The sequence below is a fragment of the Rhizobium sp. P28RR-XV genome (assembly GCF_012641385.1).
GTDB lineage: Bacteria > Pseudomonadota > Alphaproteobacteria > Rhizobiales > Rhizobiaceae > Rhizobium.
The window spans coordinates 381,982-399,902 of sequence record NZ_JABAIG010000003.1 but is presented as its reverse complement, the minus strand read 5'-3'; the positions used below and the strand labels follow the sequence as shown (position 1 = coordinate 399,902).

The 17,921-nt window shown below is 61.8% G+C and carries 17 protein-coding genes; 7 read left to right on the top strand and 10 right to left on the bottom strand.

Annotated elements, in window-relative coordinates; translation table 11 throughout:
* Window positions 1-7 precede the first annotated feature (7 nt).
* The gene (locus tag HGP12_RS08730) at window positions 8-1,099 is read right to left on the bottom strand and encodes an ABC transporter ATP-binding protein (protein ID WP_168839308.1); all 1,092 of its coding nucleotides are present in this window, start codon (window positions 1,097-1,099) and stop codon (window positions 8-10) included.
* Between the two features lie 187 nt (window positions 1,100-1,286).
* Here HGP12_RS08730 and HGP12_RS08725 point away from each other — a divergent pair, with 187 nt between their 5' ends.
* Window positions 1,287-2,099 (top strand): helix-turn-helix transcriptional regulator, encoded by an 813-nt coding sequence (locus HGP12_RS08725; RefSeq protein ID WP_168839309.1) that lies wholly within the window; start codon window positions 1,287-1,289, stop codon window positions 2,097-2,099.
* A gap of 12 nt (window positions 2,100-2,111) precedes the next feature.
* Here the strand turns inward: HGP12_RS08725 and HGP12_RS08720 are convergent, their stop codons facing one another.
* Window positions 2,112-2,396, bottom strand: a complete 285-nt coding sequence (locus HGP12_RS08720; RefSeq protein WP_168839310.1) for a hypothetical protein — start codon at window positions 2,394-2,396, stop codon at window positions 2,112-2,114.
* Complete coding sequence (locus tag HGP12_RS08715) at window positions 2,396-3,193, bottom strand: thioredoxin family protein (RefSeq protein ID WP_168839311.1); 798 nt, start codon at window positions 3,191-3,193, stop codon at window positions 2,396-2,398. Before HGP12_RS08715 ends, HGP12_RS08720 begins: the two co-directional genes overlap by 1 nt.
* 119 nt (window positions 3,194-3,312) lie before the next feature.
* Between HGP12_RS08715 and HGP12_RS08710 the strand changes: the two genes are divergently transcribed.
* The 3 genes from HGP12_RS08710 (at window position 3,313) to HGP12_RS08700 (ending at window position 5,912) form a co-directional block, all read left to right on the top strand.
* The gene (locus HGP12_RS08710; protein WP_168839312.1) at window positions 3,313-4,533 is read left to right on the top strand and encodes a M48 family metallopeptidase; all 1,221 of its coding nucleotides are present in this window, start codon (window positions 3,313-3,315) and stop codon (window positions 4,531-4,533) included.
* Between the two features lie 47 nt (window positions 4,534-4,580).
* Window positions 4,581-5,213: a PQQ-binding-like beta-propeller repeat protein gene (locus HGP12_RS08705; RefSeq protein WP_168839313.1), complete on the top strand. Its 633-nt coding sequence runs from the start codon at window positions 4,581-4,583 to the stop codon at window positions 5,211-5,213.
* A gap of 417 nt (window positions 5,214-5,630) precedes the next feature.
* Window positions 5,631-5,912, top strand: coding sequence for a hypothetical protein (locus HGP12_RS08700; protein WP_168839314.1), 282 nt, complete (start codon window positions 5,631-5,633; stop codon window positions 5,910-5,912).
* 112 nt (window positions 5,913-6,024) lie between these two features.
* Here HGP12_RS08700 and HGP12_RS08695 read toward each other — a convergent pair whose 3' ends face one another.
* Window positions 6,025-7,308, bottom strand: coding sequence for an MFS transporter (locus tag HGP12_RS08695; RefSeq protein WP_168839641.1), 1,284 nt, complete (start codon window positions 7,306-7,308; stop codon window positions 6,025-6,027).
* 400 nt (window positions 7,309-7,708) lie between these two features.
* On the opposite strand from HGP12_RS08695, the gene HGP12_RS08690 reads away from it, so the two are divergent.
* Complete coding sequence (locus tag HGP12_RS08690) at window positions 7,709-9,448, top strand: ATP-binding protein (protein ID WP_312862864.1); 1,740 nt, start codon at window positions 7,709-7,711, stop codon at window positions 9,446-9,448.
* A complete protein-coding gene (locus HGP12_RS08685; protein ID WP_168839315.1) occupies window positions 9,445-10,782 on the top strand; it encodes a sigma-54-dependent transcriptional regulator in 1,338 nt (445 codons plus the stop codon). The genes HGP12_RS08690 and HGP12_RS08685 overlap by 4 nt, the downstream gene beginning before the upstream one ends.
* 286 nt (window positions 10,783-11,068) lie before the next feature.
* On the opposite strand, the gene HGP12_RS08680 is transcribed toward HGP12_RS08685, so the two are convergent.
* Together HGP12_RS08680 and HGP12_RS08675 are read right to left on the bottom strand one after the other, a co-directional pair.
* Window positions 11,069-12,664 carry a DHA2 family efflux MFS transporter permease subunit gene (locus tag HGP12_RS08680; RefSeq protein WP_409526818.1) on the bottom strand — a complete coding sequence of 532 codons (1,596 nt, stop codon included), beginning with the start codon at window positions 12,662-12,664 and terminating at the stop codon, window positions 11,069-11,071.
* A gap of 16 nt (window positions 12,665-12,680) precedes the next feature.
* Window positions 12,681-13,880, bottom strand: coding sequence for an HlyD family secretion protein (locus tag HGP12_RS08675; RefSeq protein ID WP_246703293.1), 1,200 nt, complete (start codon window positions 13,878-13,880; stop codon window positions 12,681-12,683).
* A 122-nt stretch (window positions 13,881-14,002) separates the two neighbouring features.
* On the opposite strand from HGP12_RS08675, the gene HGP12_RS08670 reads away from it, so the two are divergent.
* Window positions 14,003-14,659 (top strand): TetR/AcrR family transcriptional regulator, encoded by a 657-nt coding sequence (locus tag HGP12_RS08670; RefSeq protein ID WP_168839316.1) that lies wholly within the window; start codon window positions 14,003-14,005, stop codon window positions 14,657-14,659.
* 92 nt (window positions 14,660-14,751) lie between these two features.
* On the opposite strand, the gene copC is transcribed toward HGP12_RS08670, so the two are convergent.
* The 4 genes from copC to HGP12_RS08650 all read right to left on the bottom strand — a co-directional run bounded on the left by copC (window position 14,752) and on the right by HGP12_RS08650 (window position 17,706).
* Complete coding sequence (gene copC, locus HGP12_RS08665; RefSeq protein WP_168839317.1) at window positions 14,752-15,120, bottom strand: copper homeostasis periplasmic binding protein CopC; 369 nt, start codon at window positions 15,118-15,120, stop codon at window positions 14,752-14,754.
* Window positions 15,121-15,203: 83 nt separating this feature from the next.
* Window positions 15,204-15,800, bottom strand: coding sequence for an SCO family protein (locus HGP12_RS08660; protein ID WP_168839318.1), 597 nt, complete (start codon window positions 15,798-15,800; stop codon window positions 15,204-15,206).
* Window positions 15,790-16,269, bottom strand: coding sequence for a copper chaperone PCu(A)C (locus HGP12_RS08655; protein WP_168839319.1), 480 nt, complete (start codon window positions 16,267-16,269; stop codon window positions 15,790-15,792). Before HGP12_RS08655 ends, HGP12_RS08660 begins: the two co-directional genes overlap by 11 nt.
* A 63-nt stretch (window positions 16,270-16,332) precedes the next feature.
* Window positions 16,333-17,706, bottom strand: a complete 1,374-nt coding sequence (locus HGP12_RS08650) for a PepSY-associated TM helix domain-containing protein (RefSeq protein ID WP_168839320.1) — start codon at window positions 17,704-17,706, stop codon at window positions 16,333-16,335.
* Window positions 17,707-17,921: the final 215 nt, after the last annotated feature.

Here is a 17,921-nt window from a genome sequence, read left to right as displayed (position 1 = left end):
TTTTGGCTTATGCATTCGATGCTGGAAAGACATGTAAGGCGGTGGGGTCGAAGCCGAGGAAGACCTCTTCGCCCGGACCGACGAGATCGCTTTCGTTCATACCGCGGCGATCCGAAGTGATCAGGAAATCGCCGAGCCCGGGGACGGTGACCGCGTATTCCGCGGAGGAGCCCAGGAAGATGCGGTGGGTCACCGTGCCCTTGAAGGACATGCCCGCTACGGCCATGTCGCGGCTCAGACGGATCGCTTCAGGGCGCAACGCTGCGATCGCAGCCCCAGGCATCAGCCGCTTGCCGGCCGAAAGTGCTGAACCATCCGCAAGGCGAAGCGTTTCGCCATCGGCTTCCATCGTCGCCTCTATGCGGTTCGTCTTACCGACGAAATCGGCGACGAAGAGATCGGCGGGCCGGTCATAGACCTCCTGAGGCGTGCCGAGCTGGCGGATGCGGCCGGCGCTCATGACGCAGACGACATCCGCCATCGACAGCGCTTCCTCCTGGTCATGGGTGACGAGAACGAAGGTGATGCCGAGCTCACGTTGCAGCGTCTGAAGCTCGATCTGCATGGCCGAACGCAGCTTCTTGTCGAGCGCGGCGAGTGGCTCGTCGAGCAGAAGCACGGAAGGGCGGTTGACGATGGCGCGCGCCAGCGCGACGCGCTGCTGCTGCCCGCCAGACATTTCATGGATGCGGCGTGTGGCAAAGCCGCCGAGGCGAACCATTTCGAGCGCTTCGGCGACGCGCCGGTCGATTTCGGCAGACTTGATCCTCGGGCGCATCTGCTTCAGCCCGTAGGCGACATTCTGCGCGACGTTGAAATGCGGAAACAGCGCATAATGCTGAAACACCATGTTGACGGGGCGCCGATAGGCCGGAACGCCGTTCATCTCGCGCCCGTCGATCAGCACTGTGCCTTCGCTCGGCTGCTCGAAGCCGCCGATCATGCGCAGGCATGTCGTCTTGCCGCAGCCGGAAGGGCCGAGAAGCGCCAGGAATGCACCCTTGGGCACATTAAGATTGATGTCCGTTACGGCGGTCACGGCGCCATAGTTCTTCGTGACCGAACGGAATTCGATATCGTTCGTTGAAGCGGATGCCACGTCTGTTCCCTGCGGTTGGTCGGCAGTCTTTGATCTGCCTTATTGCCACCGTCGTTAAGGAAAGAGTAAGCCCGGGCTTCCTGCGAGGTATATACCCCGAAAGAGGTATTTTCGTACGGAATGCTTCGTGGAAGGTGTATATAGGGGCTGCGCTCAGTTGCGCAGGGCGGCAGAGGGGATCCGTCACATGAGCACCGACCTTGAAGGGCTTTTTGCCGCCTTCAACGCCACGATCGGCCGATCGGCGATGACGGATGCCGAATTCGGAGAGACCTTCCGTCAAATGATGGCGGCGCTGGTGCGGTTCGACTACGTGGTCGTTTTCGCCTATCGCGGCAAGGAGCGGCCGATCGATCTCTACAGCACCTTCGACCGCGAGGAGCATGTCGTCTTCGTCACGCTCTATCAGGCCGGCCCCTATATGCTCGACCCCTTCTATCACACGGCGCGCGAACGCCGCGAAGGCGTGCTCAGGATGCGGGAGCTGGCGCCGGATCGCTTCTTTTCCAGCGAATATTACCGGACCTATTATGTCCAGACCGGGCTTGCCGAGGAGATCGGCTTTTTCGTCAATGCCGACGAGGACATCACCATCGTCCTGTCACTGATGCGGCGCGAGAAGACCGGGGTTTTTCCGCCCGCCGAGTTCATGACGTTGAAGAAGGTCGAGCCGCTCGTCGCAAGCATGGTGAGACACTATTGGTCCGGTCTGGCTTCCCGTTTCGATGCGCAATTGGCGGCCGGCGGCCGGAGCCGGCGCAAGCAGGGCCAGAACGGGAATGTCCCGCCAGCCGAAACCGTCTGGCGGGATCTCAATCTGACGAGCCGTGAAACCGCCATCGTCGAACTCGTTTTGCAGGGGCATTCGTCGGAATCGATCGGCCTGAAGCTCAATATCTCGACAGGCACGGTGAAGGTCCATCGGCGCAACGTCTACCGCAAGCTCGGCATTTCCTCGCAGACCCAGCTGCTTTCACTCTATCTCAAGAACCTGGTCTAGCATCGCCGAGATCTAGCCCGGCACATGAGCGCCATTTCCTTCTCTTGCAAGCAACTTCAGCCAGGGGCGGCAGTGGAAGACGGTCATGAGCAGATACATCGGCACCATCCCACTGAGCATCGCGCTGCCCTGTGTGGAACAGATCATGTCGCCGCTTGCCCCATAGGCTGATAGCCCTGTCATCAGGGCAAAGCTCGGCGCGGCGGCCAAAGCCAGCAGGCGGCTGGCAATGACGGGCAGAGCAGGGGCGGCGGTACGGCCGCCGACCCTTCGATTGCTTTCGGATGAGCGGAACATCAGTTTGCTCCGTAACGATCGTGATGTCTCCACCACACGCCGGACTCGTTGCGGCCGAGCGGCGCGCGATCGAGCCATTGATACATACCCCAAAGGCCGTCGAGTCCGCGAGCATAGGACGAGTAGGTGTGATAGATCTCGCCGTCCTGTATCGCGAAGGCGCTGACGCCAGGCCGGTCGCGCGTGTAAGTCGCGACATTCGTCCCCGTCATTGACGCCATCAGATCGACCGGGCCTTCGCTGCCGCGCTGCTCCCATCGCTGCATCGTCTTGCCCACCTGAGCGTCGGGCATCGGCGGCTCGCGGCGGTAGTTGTATTCGATGCGGCCGTCGCGCTGTTCCTCGGGCGTGAACCAGACGTTGAAATCATGGTTGAAATCGCTGTTGGCCGAAGAGGCCCAATCGAAGGTCCAGCCCATCCGTCGCTTGAACTCCTGCAGCTTGGCAAGCGGCGCCCTGGATATTGCGGAAAAAGCGACGTCATGATTTTCAAGATGCACCGCGATGCCATTGAAGCCGTCGGCGATCGACGAGCAGGATGGGCAGCCGGCCGCGTAGTCCGGTCCGAACATGAAGTGATAGACGAGAAGCTGCGAGCGGCCCTTGAAGAGGCCCGAGAGCGGAACGACGCCCTTCTCGGTCTCGAGCCGATAGTCTTTCTCCACCTTCACCCAGGGCAACTCCTGACGGTGGCCAGCAATCTCGTCGCTGCGCCGCGTCAACTCCTTTTCCTGCTCCAGCAGCGAGAGCCGTGCCGAAAGCCACTCTTGGCGCGTTCCTGTTTTATGCATCGTCATGGTTCATCTCCTCTTGTCTGTCGGGTCGTTCTTGTCGGCGCTGCATCTTGCTTGCCGACATGCGATAACTTACCCCTGGAGGCCGAAGGGGTGGGAGTTACAAGTGTGACGGGATTTAAATGGACTCGCTGATCGTCGCGGCAGCTCAGGCGCTCGCTGCCGGCGATGTGCTGGGGGCGCTGAAACGTGTGGCGCTGCGCGAGGATGCGCCGGCGCTGGCGCTGCGCGGCATTGCCATGGCGCAGCTTGGAGACCTTGTCCGCGCCAAGACGCTCTTGAAGAGTGCCGCGCGCGCTTTTGGTCCGCGCGAGGCTGTCGCCCGGGCGCGGTGCACGGTGGCCGAAGCCGAAATTGCCCTCGTGTCGCGTGATCTGGGCTGGCCGGACAAAGCGCTGGAGACGGCGCGGGCCGCCCTCGAAAAACACGGCGACCACGTCAATGCCGCCCATGCCCGCAACCTGCAGATACGCCGTCTGCTGCTTGTCGGCCATCTGGACGAGGCCGAACGCCTGTTGGCCAAGCTCGATCCGTCGCCGCTGCCGCCGGCAGCAAGGGCAAGCCATGAACTGGCGGTCGCCGGCATCGCCATCCGCCGCCTGCGGATCGAGCCGGCCCGCGCCGCCCTCGCGCGCGCCGCAGAAGCAGCCGGCAAGGCCGCGATCCCCGCCCTTGTGATCGAGGTGCGCGACGCGGCAGGTGCTCTCGATGCACCGGCTGCGCGTCTTCTAGCCCAGGGCGAGGAGAAATTGCTGTCGCTCGACGAGGTCGAGGCCCTGCTGGCGTCCGGAACATTGGTCGTCGATGCCTGCCGCAATGTCGTGCGCGGCGGCGGCGAGATCGTGCCGCTTGCGCGCCGGCCGGTGCTCTTTGCCCTGGCGCGCGCGCTTGCCGAGGCCGCCCCCGCCGATGTGCCGCGCGCTGCCCTGCTTACCCGCGCGTTCCGCGCTCGCCATGCTGACGAATCCCATAGGGCGCGGCTCAGGGTCGAGATCGGGAGGCTTCGCGCTGCCTTGGAGCCGCTTGCCGATATCAGCGCGACGCCGCGCGGCTTTGCGCTGACGCCGCGCGGGGACCGCGATGTCGTGGTGCTGGCGCCGCCTGTCGAGGTCGAGAACGGCTCGCTGCTTGCCCTGTTGTCGGATGGGGAATCCTGGTCGAGCTCGGCATTGTCGATTGCACTGGCGACAAGCCCGCGCACGGTGCAGCGGTCGCTCGACGCGCTTGCAGCGGCTGGAATGGTGCAAGGCGTCGGCAATGGCAGGGCGCGCCGCTGGATGATGCCGCCGGTGATCGGCTTCCCGACAACATTGTTACTCCCTGGGCCGCTGCCGAGCGACTAAGCTCTCTCTTATCGACACTCAACCGATCCCGACCGGAGGATGGAAACATGAAAAAGTCCCAAGCGGAAATCATTCGCGAATATGGCCCCTTCGAGAACGCACCCCGCGTGAATGGGGTTACTTTCGACGGCCGGTACGTCTGGTTCGCCTCTGGCGAAAAGCTGCATGCTCTGAACCCGGAGAGCGGCGAAGAGGTGCGCACGATCGATGTCGCGTCTCATGCCGGCACCGCTTTCGACGGGCGCTATCTCTATCAGATCGCCGAGGATCGGATTCACAAGGTCGATCCCGAGACGGGGACTATAGTTTCCACCATTCCCGCGCCCGGCAACGGCGGTGATTCAGGTCTTGCCTGGAGTGACGGCAGCCTGTGGGTCGGGCAACATCGCGGCCGCAAGATTTACGAAATCGACCCCGAGACCGGTGCAATCAAGCGCACCATCGAATCCAACCGCATCGTCACCGGCGTCACTTGGGTCGACGGAGAGCTGTGGCATGGCACCTGGGAGGGCGACGAAAGCGATGTGCGTCGCGTCGATCCTGCGACGGGCGAGGTGCTGGAGCGGCTCGAAATGCCCGAAGGGACCGGCGTTTCCGGCCTCGAATCCGACGGCAAGGACCGGTTCTATGCCGGTGGTGGCGGCAGCGGCAAACTGCGGGCGATCCGCCGTCCGCGCTGAGCGGCATTCATAGAGATATCCCGCATCGGAGACCGATCGGTCTCCGATGCGTTCCGGCAGGAAGTTTATCGTCTTTCGGTCAGGCTATAAGATGACATCGACCGCGCCCGTTCATTTCGGCTTTGGAAAGAGTTGGCTTACGGGTGCGACTTGAAAAGCTCCATCCGGATCACGACCGGATAGAACGGTTTTGGAGTGTCCCAAGGACACGAGGTAAATCCCGTGAGCGGCCGCTACCGCCACATCGTGAATGGTGAGCCAGCCGCAGTGCCATGCGCCCTTAGCATGGAAGCCATGTCTTGCCGCTTGGCGCCTTCATCGCCATATCTGGCTTACCAATCGCATTTCTATCATGTCCAGTTACAAACCGCGCCGATCCGGCTGATGTCGGAAATATTCGCGCGCGGAGGAGACGTCATGAATGGCATCACCAAAAGCCTTGACGAAATGAACCTGCAGGAGCGCGCCGCGCTTATGGCGGCTGTTGCCGATGTGCTGCAAGCCGCCGCCGAAGAGGCGGAGGAGGATGGCGATACGCTCGCCGCCACCAATTCCCTCTTTCTCGCATGCAATCTTCGCGGCTGTTCGTCCGATCTCGGCCCGAACGACCTGAAGGCCGCCGAGCTTCTGCTGGAGCAGGGCATCACCTTCATTCATCTGTTGAATGGACGCAGGAAGAGCGGCACTTCGCTTCACTAGCGGCTGAGATCTCGTATTCGGCCCGCACCGGCGAGTTCATCATCGATGTTCCCGCCGGCTCATATTCTCTTAGTCCTGCGATCAGGATCCTTCTTTCCATTGGCAGGACGGATCAATCCTCGCGAATGGCGCTGTTTTTGGCCGTATCCCGCATGAAGAGATAGATGACGAGCGAGATGCCGATCATCGCGGTCACATACCAGTAGAAGCCCTGCTCCCAGCCGCTGCTCTTGAACTTCAGCGCCACGAATTCGGCTGTGCCACCGAATAGCGTGTTGGCCAGAGCATAGGGCAATGCCACGCCGAGCGCGCGGATATGCGCCGGAAACAGCTCCGCCTTCACCACTGCGTTGATCGAGGTATAGCCGGTGACGATGATCAGCGCGCCCATGACGAGCAGCCCTGCGATCAGCGGGTCCTTCGTGGTTTCGAGGGTCGAGAAAATCGGATAGGTGAACAGCACGCCGCAGAGGCCGAAGCCGATCATCAGCGGCTTGCGGCCGATCTTGTCGGAGAGCCCACCTGCAATCGGCTGCAGCAGCATGAAGATGAACAGCGTGATTGCGTTGATCTCGCTCGACGTTTCCCGGCTGAATCCAGAGGTGTTGACCAGGAATTTCTGCATGTAGATCGAATAGGCGTAGAAGGCGAGCGTGCCGCCGGCCGTCAGCAGCATCACTATCGCAGTCTCCTTCGGATGCCGGGTGATGAGCATCCAGAAGCCGGATTTCTGTGCATCGCCTGCACGCAGGTTCTTGAAGCTCTCGGTTTCGGCAAGCCCGCGGCGCAGCCAGAAGACGACGACCGCAAGCGCCGCTCCGACGAAGAAGGGAATGCGCCATCCCCAGGCATTGAGCGTCTCCGGCGTCATGAACGCCTGCAATATGATGAGGACGGCGATGGCGAGGAGCTGACCGGAGATCAGCGTGACGTACTGGAACGACGAGAAGAAACCGCGGCGCTGCCGCCCGGCCATCTCGGAAAGATAGGTCGCCGAGGCGCCGTACTCGCCGCCTACCGACAGGCCCTGCATCAGGCGGGCAAGGACCAGAAGCGCCGGTGCTGCCACGCCGATTGCCTCATATCCCGGTGTCAGCGCGATGATCAGCGAACCGGCGCACATCAGCGTCACCGAAAGCGCAAGGCCAGCCTTTCGGCCCTTGCGGTCGGCGTAAAGCCCCATGATCCAGGCGCCGATCGGCCGCATGACGAAGCCCACCGCAAAGACCGCCGCCGAATTCAGCAGCTGCGCCGTCTGATCGCCGGCGGGGAAAAAGTGCGGAGCGAAATAGAGCGCGAATGCGGCGTAGACATACCAGTCGAACCATTCGACCAGATTGCCCGTCGAGCCGCCGATAATCGATTTGAGACGGTTGCGTTTCCCGGCGGCATCCATCGCTGCCGTCGTTTCGATGGGGTCTTGCAATGTATCAAGCATTGAGCCTCTCCTCCCTTGGTCGCTTCGGCCGTCGCCATCGCGATTGATCGCTGTGGACGACGGGTTTTGAGAGAGGCCGCATGCGCGCTTGCCCGCCGGCGCATCCTCGCGAGACGGGACGCGGCAATGCCGATTGCCCGAACAGAACCGGTTTCTCAAGCCTATCGAGGATCACTCTCCCAACGCCATTGTTGCGTGTGGAAGTGTAGGATACGAGGTTCATCGGGCATTCATGATACCATATTGAAATATTTCATATTTCTTCGATTTCGCCTTGGTTCTCGCCATTGTTTGCGCAAGATTCTGCGTGGTAAATTCGAGGCTTGTGCAATATCCTGCACAAATGATCGAGCTGGGATTGAGACGGATTCTGCTTCTGGCGGTGGCTGTTGTGGCCGCTGCGGCCGGCATTTGGTTTACGGCGCTCTCACTATCGCGTCACGAGGCGCTGGCGCGGCTGGAAGCGGAGGCTTCCGGACTTGCCGTGCAGCATAGCCGTTTGGTCGACAGCGAGTTGGCGCGTTTTCGGCTCCTGCCGATCGTGCTTGGCGAATATCGCGACCTTGGCGAGGCTCTTGCTAGCCCTACCGCCGATGCCGCCCGTCGGCTCGACGAAAAGCTCGGCTTTCTCGCTCATCAGACGGGTGCCTATATCATATATCTCGTCGACCATACCGGGCTTGTCATTTCGGCATCGAATGCAGGGACCGAGGATAGCTTCGTCGGCAAGAATTTCAGTTTCCGTCCGTATTTTTCCGAGGCGATGAAAGATGGCATGGCGGAATATTATGGCGCGGGCGCAATCAGCGGCCGGCCCGGCCTGTTTATCGCGCGCAGGGTTGGCGATGCCGCCGCACCGGCCGGCGTCGTGGTCGTCAAATTCGAATTCGAGCCGGTGTCGCGGATCTGGGCGAACGATCCGGGGAAAACGCTTGTCGTCGACGAACACCAAATCATTCTTGCGGCATCCGACCCGTCACAGGTACTGACGGCGCTCGCGCCGCTTTCGCCGGAAGACCGTGCCCGCATCGTCGCGAGCGGCCAATATCGGGACGCGGCACTGGGGCCGGGGAACTACCGGGTGGAAGATGCCGGTCGCATACGCGGACCGCGAGATCAGATCATGGTCGCAGCCGAGCAGCCCGTCGCCGGCACGCGTCTGCGCCTTTTGCATCTTCTCGATACGCGCATGGCATTGCAGGAGGCCCGTGCCGAGGCCTGGCTGCTGGCCTTGCCCGCCATCCTCGGGCTGGCCGTCATCGGAACTGCGGTCTGGTGGCGAATGACCCGCGTCGCGCGGGCGGCGGCCGATCGGCGGGCGCTGGAGGCGGCCGTCGCCACCCGCACGGCCGAGCTGCGCGACGAGATGACCGAACGTGCCCGCGCCGAGGACCGCTATCGCGATGCCCGCGAGGAGCTTGCCCAGGCCAATCGGCTCGCCTCCGTCGGCTCGATCACGGCGGGGCTGATGCATGAAATCAACCAGCCGGTTGCCACCATTCGCACCCTGGCGGAGAACGCCCGCCACCATCTCGCCGCCAATCGCCTCGATCGTGTCAGGGCCAATTTGGATGCCGCGGTCGACGTGACGGCGCGCATAGGAACGATCACGCAGGAGATGCGGCGTTTCTCGCGCCGGGGACGGCATGCGGCCGGGCCGGAACCGCTCGATGCCATCATTGCCGGCGCCCTGCTGCTGGTCGGGAACCGGTTCCGCAAAGCGGGTGTAAGGCTGGATCTGCCGCCACAGGGCCAGCCGCAGGTGCTGGCCGAACGGGTGCGGCTGGAACAGGTTCTCGTCAATCTGCTGCAGAACGCCATCGATGCGGTGTCGGACGTCGCCGATCCGCATGTCGCCTTGCTCGTCGACGCGGTCGAGAAGGACACGGTGAGGCTGACCGTTGCCGACAATGGTCCGGGCATCGACCCGGCCCTGGCGAAGGAGATATTCCGTCCCTTCATGACAGGTAAGCCCGACGGGCTGGGCCTTGGGCTTGGGATCGCGCAGGACATCATGAACGATCTTGGCGGATCATTGACAATCGGCCCGTCGCCGCTCGGTGGCGCGGCCTTCATAATTACGATGAGGCGGGCATGACCTTGCAAACGCCACAGAAAGTGCTGCTGGTGGAGGATGACGGCCCCTTCAATGCCGCTCTCAGCGATTCCTTCGCCATAGCGGGCTTCGAGGTGGAGACGCATGCTGACGGGCAGTCGGCACTCGCAAGCCTTGCCGTGACGCTGCCCGGCGTGGTCGTCACCGACATCCGCCTGCCCCGCGTCGACGGGCACGACCTTCTCGAGGCGGTGCAGGCGCGCGATCCTGACCTCCCCGTCATCCTGATGACCGGTCACGGCGACGTCGCCATGGCGGTCGGTGCCTTGAAGCAGGGCGCCTATGATTTCATCGCCAAGCCTTTTGCCACGGATCATATGATCGCCTCAGTGCGCCGCGCACTGGAGACGCGGCGTCTGGTGCTGGAAAACCGGCGCCTGCGGCAGGCCGCGGCGGAAGCGGAAGATACGTCGCCGCTGCTTGGCCAGACGCCGGTCATGGCGCGATTGCGTGAAACGATACGCCAGGTCGCCGTCGCCGATGTGGACGTTCTGGTCGAAGGTGAAACGGGCACGGGCAAGGAACTCGTGGCGCGCCTCATCCACCGCTGGAGCAGGCGGCATGCACGCAGCTTCGTCGCGGTCGATTGCGCCGCCTTGCCGGATGCGATCGCCGACGAAACTCTGTTCGGAAATCGCACGCGGCGCGGACGCATCGCCGAGGCGGATCGCGGCACGCTCTTCATCGATGAAATCGACAGCATGTCGCCCATGCTCCAGGGGCGGCTTCTGCGGGTGGTCGAAGAGCGCGAACTGCCCTCGTCGACCGGCGAGCCGGCTCCCGTCAATCTCCGGCTCGTCGCGGCGACCAAGACCGACCTGCATGGTTCGGTCGCCGAGGGCCGTTTCCGCGCCGATCTGCTCTACCGGTTGGAGACTGTGCGGATCCGCATCCCGCCTCTGCGGGAGCGCCGGGCCGACATCGGCCTGTTGTTCAGTGCCTTTCTTGAGGATGCTGCGCGCCTGCATGGCGTTGCGCGTCCGCAAATCGACGTTGCGATGGAGACGCGTTTCCTGACGGACGATTGGCCGGGCAATGTCCGCCAATTGCGCAATTACGCAACCCAGGTGGTTCTGGGCCTGACGTCGGCCCCGAGCACACCTGCTTCGGAACTTGGTCTATCTGATCAAATGGATCAGTTCGAGGCCAGCGTTCTGCGGGCAGCGCTTGACCGGTTCGAAGGCGATATCGCCGAAGTCGCGCAGGCGCTGCAACTGCCGCGCCGCAGCCTCTATGCTCGCCTGCAACGCCATGGCATCAACCCCTCGACCTACCGAAAGCGAGACAGTGCACCTGGTGACGGCGGCAGGAGCTGAGCGAATGTCACTTCGTTTCGCTGGGTGGTCGAGGACATGAACAGGTAGGTGCCTCGGGCACCTAAAGGTCTCGCCACCGCGACGATTTGCTTCTTCAGCTTGCCGTTACTTTCCGCGAATCCCAGCGCGTGCACGCCAGGGCCGGGAATGAACACGTGCGTCCGAGAATGCGCCTGCGCATCGAAGCATATCTGATCGATCATCATGGTGTAGCCGCACGCCGTTCCTGCGGGTTCGCGCCGTGGCACATCACATCCGTGCCTCTGTAGGCGCGAACCCGCATGGCTCAGTGAGCGCCGCCACCACTGCCGGCCTGTGGCCGCTTGGTAAACAGCATCGTGATTGCCGCGATGGCGAGGACCACGCCGATGACTGCGAAGGTGTCGCTGAACCCCATGATCAGCGCCTGCCTTTTGATGACCTGGCCGAGCGCGATAACCGCCTTCTGCTGGGCCACTTGATGATCGGAGACGCCGTGTGACAGGAAGTAGCCGGTCATCTGGTCAATCCGCTGGCGAACCTCATCGCGAGCAAGGGTTACGGATTGGCCGATGATGTTGGAGTGAAACTGTTCGCGCTTCGTCAGGATGGTGCCGAGGGACGCCGTCCCCACCGCGCCGCCGAGATTTCTCAGCATGTTCGTCAGGCCGGACGCGGCGGCCGCATCCGCCGACGCAATGCCAGCGGTCGTGATTGCGGTCACCGGGGTGATGACGAAGGCCTGGCCGATCGCGCGGACGATGTTCGGAATGAAGAACTGATCTCCGGCATTATCGGCCGAAAGCGTGACGTTCATGAAGCAGCTGAAGGAAAAGACTGCGATGCCGAAGAAGGCAAGCCAACGCACATCCACCCGCTTCATCATCAGCGGCACCAGAGGGATCAGCAGCAGCTGCGGCAATCCCGTCCAGGCAAGGACGTTGCCGATCTGCTCGGCATTGTACCTCTGCACCTGGCCGAGATATTGCGGCAGGATGTAGACCGTTCCGAACAAAGCGACGCCGACGAGAATATTCGCGAGCACGCCAAGACCGAAATTCCTTTGTTTCAACAGGCGCAGTTTCACCAGCGGCTTCGAAACCTTGAGCTCGATGATGATGAAGAGGCTGAGGAACACAGCCGCGACAATGCTGAGTCGCACGATGAAGGGCGACGAGAACCAGTCGTCCTTGTTGCCTTCCTCAAGCACGGTTTGCAGTGCCGACAGTCCGATCGCCATCGTCACGATGCCGAGCCAGTCGCCCTCGCGCAGCAGTTTCAGCTGCATCGGCTGCTTGTCCAGCGTCAGGGCAAGCGCCGCCACCATGATGGCGCTCGGGCCGGCATTGATGAAGAAGATCGTCTGCCAGCCGTAATTCTCGGTCAGGTAGCCGCCGATGGTCGGGCCGATGGCCGGCGCAAAGGTGACGGACAATGCAAAGATCGCCAGCCCCAAGGGCTGCTGCGGCTTCGGAAGCTTCGTCAGCACCATGGTGAAGGCCATCGGGATCAGTACGCCGCCGGCAAATCCTTGCAGGCCGCGCAGGACGATCATCGTTCCAAGATCGTGCGCGAAGGCGCAGGACAGGGAAAACAGCGGAAACAGCACCGAGTTCACCAGAATGTATCGGCGAAATGAGAAGACGCTGCTGAGATAGGCTGTGAGCGGAATGACGACGATCTCGCCGATCAGATAGGAGGTCGAGATCCAAGCGCCATTATCCACACCGGTGCCGATGCCACCCTCGATGTCGAGAAGTGAGGCATTGGTGATCTGGATGTTCAGGATCGCCATGAACGCGCCGATCATGGCGGCCAGAACCGCGATCCACTCTCTTGTCGATGCACGCGGCTGTGCCGTTGCGGCCGGCATCGGACGGCCATCCATTGTAATCGTAGACATTGTGGGGCTCCCGCCGTCAATTCCGCTGTGCGGCGTCTGCTTTGGTGTTGATGCTCGGCTCGACGGACATTCCAGGGCGCAGCTCACCGCTCGTCATGGTCTGCGTGTCAAGCGCTATCCTGACTGGAATTCGCTGCACGACCTTGGTGAAGTTGCCGGTCGCATTGTCAGGCGGCAGCAGGGCAAATTCTTGTCCGCTCGCCGGCGCAAGGCTGTCGACATGGCCGTGGAATGTCTTGCCGGGGAACATGTCGACTTCGATATCGACGGGCTGACCGGCATGGACATTCGTCAGCTGCGTTTCCTTATAGTTGGCGACGACGTAGGCCTGGTCGGTCGGCACGAGCGACATCAGCTGTGTTCCCGCCTGGACATATTGGCCGATGCGCAGCGTGCGGTTGCCGATCGTGCCGTCGACGGGCGCCACGATGGTCGTATAGGAGAGATTAAGCTCGGCCTGATGCTGGACCGCCTCGCTTTTCTGCAGGGCAGCCGTCGCCTGCGCGATCTGGGCCTTCAGAAGTTCGACCTGCTTGATCGCACCTTCCAAGGTCGCGGTGTCCCTGACGATGGCAGCCTGCGCCGCGGCGATCTGCGATGCGGCCTGCTGCGCCGTTTGCACGGCCGCATAGCCGTTGGAGGCGAGGCTGGCATAGCGCTTGTTGTTCTGTTCGGCGAAGGTTTCGTTGGCCTTGTCCACATCGAGCGTCGCCCGCGCTGCGGCGATGGTCGATTGCTGGATGTCCAGCGAGGCCTGCTCGGCCTGTATGGTTGCCTGCGCTGCGGCGACATCGGCCTTCGCCTGGTCGAGCGCTGCGCGGAAATCGCGGTCGTCGATGTGGGCGAGCGGCTGGCCGGCCTTTACGGTCTCGTTGTCCTTGACCAGGACTTCCGCCAGATAGCCTGAAATCTTCGGGGCGATCGAGCTGTTGTCGGCCTGGACATAGGCGTCGTCGGTCGATACCTCGAAACGGCCGTTTTGCCAGTAGTCGTGTCCGTAATAGCCCGCGGCGGCGATAATGACGATCGCACCCACGCCATACACCAGGCGGCGCGGCATCTTGCTGCGCTTTGCTGTGGTGTTGCCGCCTGTAGGTCCCTGTGGCGCCTCCGGATGGGGTTCGGTTGTCACCCCTTCCTTGGCCTTCGCCTCCACGATCTCCTGCGCTTCGCCGGAAGCGCCCTCGGATGTCACGATATGCAGATTGTTTGCCATGTACTTGCTCCTGGCAGGGGTCGCTGCCGGGCAGGGGTAGCGGCCAAGTTCAATTTGGAAACTTGATGTTTTCCAAAATAAGCGCTATAAAATCTAAGTCAACAGTATTTTGGAAAATATCTATGATCCTAAATCCAAAAGTCACGAAACGACCGCGAGGACGACCGCAGGTTCGTTGTGATGACGATACCCGGGCAATCGTGCTCTCGTCCGCGCGAAAGCGCTTTCTGGAAGCGGGCTATGCCTCGGCATGCATCAACGACATCGCGCAGGACGCGGGTGTTTCGACGAAGACCGTCTATCGGCTGTTTGACAGCAAGGGAGAAATCTTCAATGCGGTGGTTACCGATCGCATCGCCCGTTTCAACGTCGAGGTGGACCAGGGGCTGTTGAAGCACCCGGACCTGCATCATCAACTCGAGCAGATCCTGATCGCCTACGGCCGTCTGGCGCTGGATCCGGAAACCATCGCAATCAATCGTCTGGCCGTCGCCGAGGCCGATCGCTTTCCCGAGATCGCGGCGTCCTTCTATGAGCGGGCGATCAAGGCTTCGGCCGTAGTCTTCGAGGCCTGGCTGCGCAGCCAGCGCGACAAGGGAGCGATTAGAATCTCCGATATCTCTCTTGCGGCCGGCTTCCTGCGGGGAATGATGACCATGGAGCCGCAAAGGGCCGTCATGCTGGGCCAGCGGCGAGCACCGGATGACGAAGAGATCCAGGTCCGCGCGGCGGGGTGCGCGGCGATCTTCCTGCAGGGTTGCGTTGAAAGCCCGTCGTGAGCCTTTGCAGGACGCCGAAAGATCAGACGGAACGATATCCCATTTGCCGAAAGTGAGGCCGCCCGCATGGTCGCGGACGGCTTCCGCATGCGTTATGGCGCAACGGTAAAACTATAGGTGCCGTTGGTCTTGTGCCCATCCGTGGAGAGTACATGCCATTCGACCGTGTACTTTCCGGGCGCAAGCTTGTCGGTGACCGGTACCATCAATGTCGTGTCTTTGTTCATCAGTGTGCCGTCGCCGGTCTTGACGGCTGCCTTGTCGGGGCCGGTCACCTTGATGCCGCTGAATTTCAGGTTGAGACCTTCGGAAAAGGTGAGGTCGAGTTCCGACGGCGCCGCCTTGACTATGCCGTCGGCCGCCGGAACGGCTGATTTCAGATGGGCGTGGGCCATGGCTTGGCCGGCGAGCGCGATGCTGATTGCGGCAGCGGCGAGGAGCAATTTCTTCATCGAAGGCATATCTGGTTTCCTTATCATGTTCATGGCCCGCAGGCCTGCCGGACGGAATCGTTGTTTTTCAGTGGTGATCGGGTGCCATGGAACTATTCCTGCAGCAGCAGATTTCGGATCTTTTGCAGCGCGACGTCGGTATTTTCCTGATAGGCGATCGTGCCCCTCAGATTGCCGCCGGCATCGACGAGCAATACGGATGCGGTGTGATCCATGGTATATCCGCCATCCGGACTGGGGACTTTCTTGGCATAGATGCGCCAGCCCTGGATGGCCTTCTGCATCTCATTGGGATCGCCCGTGATGCCGGTGATCCGGTCGGTGAAATTGCCGGTGTAGCTGCGCATGATCTCGGGCGTATCGCGCTCCGGATCGACGGAGAAGAAATAGGCCTTCAGTTTGTCGGCTTGCGGCCCAAGCGTCTTGAACCAGCCCGACATATCATAGAGGGTTGTCGGGCAGACATCGGGGCAATGCGTATAGCCGAAATAGACGAGCGAAGGATGACCCGACGGGGCCTTTTCGGTAATGGGCTGTCCGCGATCGCCCGTGAGCGTGAAGGCTGCACCAAAGCTGCCGGCTGCCCGGACCTGCGGCGTCATAGGGAACGTTGCGTAGCCGATAGCGCCGGCGCCGACGATAAGCGTCAGAGCGACGACCATTGCGGCGAAGCGTTGTCTATTTGACATGGGATGTCTCCTTGTTCGCCGCGATCGATCCGACCGGGAAATCCACCTCGACCGAGCCGGCCTTTTCGAAGGTGAGCCTTGTCTTTACCGTCTGGCCCTGAAGAAAGGGCTCTGCGACCTTCATGAACATCACATGATAGCCGCCGGGCTTGAGCTCGACGGTCTTGCCGGCCGGTATGGGCAGGCCATCGGCAAGCTCGCGCATCACCATAATGTCCTTGTCCATCCTCATCTCGTGGATCTGGACCGTTCCGGCACGCGGCGAGCTTGCCGCGATCAGCCGGTCGTCGGTATCGCCCGTATTGGTGATGGTCACATAGCCGCCGCCGACAGGCGCACCCGGCACCATAGCGCGAATATAGGGAGTGGAGATTGTGAGATCGCCGATCTTGATTTCGTCGGCAAAGGCCATGGAGGAAAGCAGGAATGCCAGCCCGAAGGCGGCGGGAGCAAAAGCGCGTTTCAACACGATCGATATCCTTGATGCAAAAAGGGAGCGGGCAGACGAAGCCGACGGCTCCGCCCGATCTCGTCAGGAAAGGAAGCGCCGGAGCGGCGGCACGAAACGAACCACGAGCTGGTCGATCAGCAGCATTACGGCGATAGCGGCTCCCGTCAGCGGGAAGGCTGCGCCGAAAACAATGGTGATGAACCAGAGCCTGACATAGACGGACTTTTGTGGCGGCATCGGCGGCACGCCGAGGCGGCCTGCCGGCCTGCGCTTCCACCACATGGTCGCGGCGGTCGCGCAGCACAGGATAATGGCCAGGCAAGCGGACAGCATCAGAAGCTGGTTGAAGAGGCCCCATTCCTGCCCTTGATGGACATTGTTGCTCCATTCGATCGCCTTACCGAGCGCCGGATATTGATCATAGGAGATGTCGACGAGCGCCTTTCCGGAATACTGGTCGACATGAACAGTCCTCTCCTTGCCGAGATCGCCGAAATAATGGCTGGCGGTATAGACGCCGGTTTCATCCGTCGGGATCGCAAGGTCGGAGCCGGCGACCATGCCGAGGCCGTGCATGATGGCGACGGCCTTGTTCAGGCCGATCGGCTTTGCCGACTGCGCCGCCGCGATGTCGGACAATGGAACGGGGGCATTTTCGACCACCCAGCCGGCCTGGCTGACGATGTCCTGCATGACCTTCGTCGATTTCGGAACTTCGTCCCAGACTGCTGCCGGTGTTCCGAAATTGTGAGCGGTCAGCCAAGCATTGAGATTGGCGCCCCAGTAGCCGGACCAGGACATGCCGCTGAAGGCCAGGAAGAAGATGAGAGTGCCGGCAAGCGCGCCCGTCACGGCATGCAGGTCGCGCCAGAAGACGCGCCGCGACGGGTTGCCGCGAACGGTGAGCACGCCGCCGGTCTGCTGTCGCGGCCACCACAGATAGATGCCGGTGACCACGAGAACGAGGGCGAAGCCGGCGACGATCTCGATGAGGCGATTGCTCCATTTGCCGAAATATTCGAGGCTGTGGATGCGCTTGACGACCCAGCCGAACTCCTGTTTCGAGCCGACCGACCCCAAGATGCCGCCGTCATAGGGATTGACATAGACGATGGTCGATTGGCCGTCTTTTGACAGCGTAACCCAGGCCGAGCGGTTCGGGGCCGACGCTTCGTGATAGGAGGTTGCGTGGGCGCCCGGGAAGGCTGCAAGCGCCGCATCTGCGATCTGCTGCGGCTGCAGCAGCGTGCCGGTCTCGGCGACGAGATAGCGATGCGCGTAGAAGGTATCGGCAATCTGATCCTTGAATAGGTAGAGCGATCCGGTGATCGCCAGATTGAGCATGAATGGAATGACGAGAAGACCGGCGAAAAAATGCCAGCGCCAGATCGCGCGATAGAGCGAGATATTGTGGGTTGCTGTGGCTGCAGGCTCTGCAGCGGTAAAGGCAGACATGAAATCCTCCGAAGATCGGCAGGCTGCCGCGCGCGGTCGATCCGAGGAGGAGGGCGATGGTTCGCCATTTGGAGTGAGCTTGCTTTCCGTGACCAGCCGGACCGATCGAGCCGCCTCGTTAGGCAAAGTACAGCTAGGGACACCAATCCTCGGATTTCACGACTTGACGTCGCGCATGACGGCAGCCGTTGACGGCAGGCGTCACGGTGAAAGCC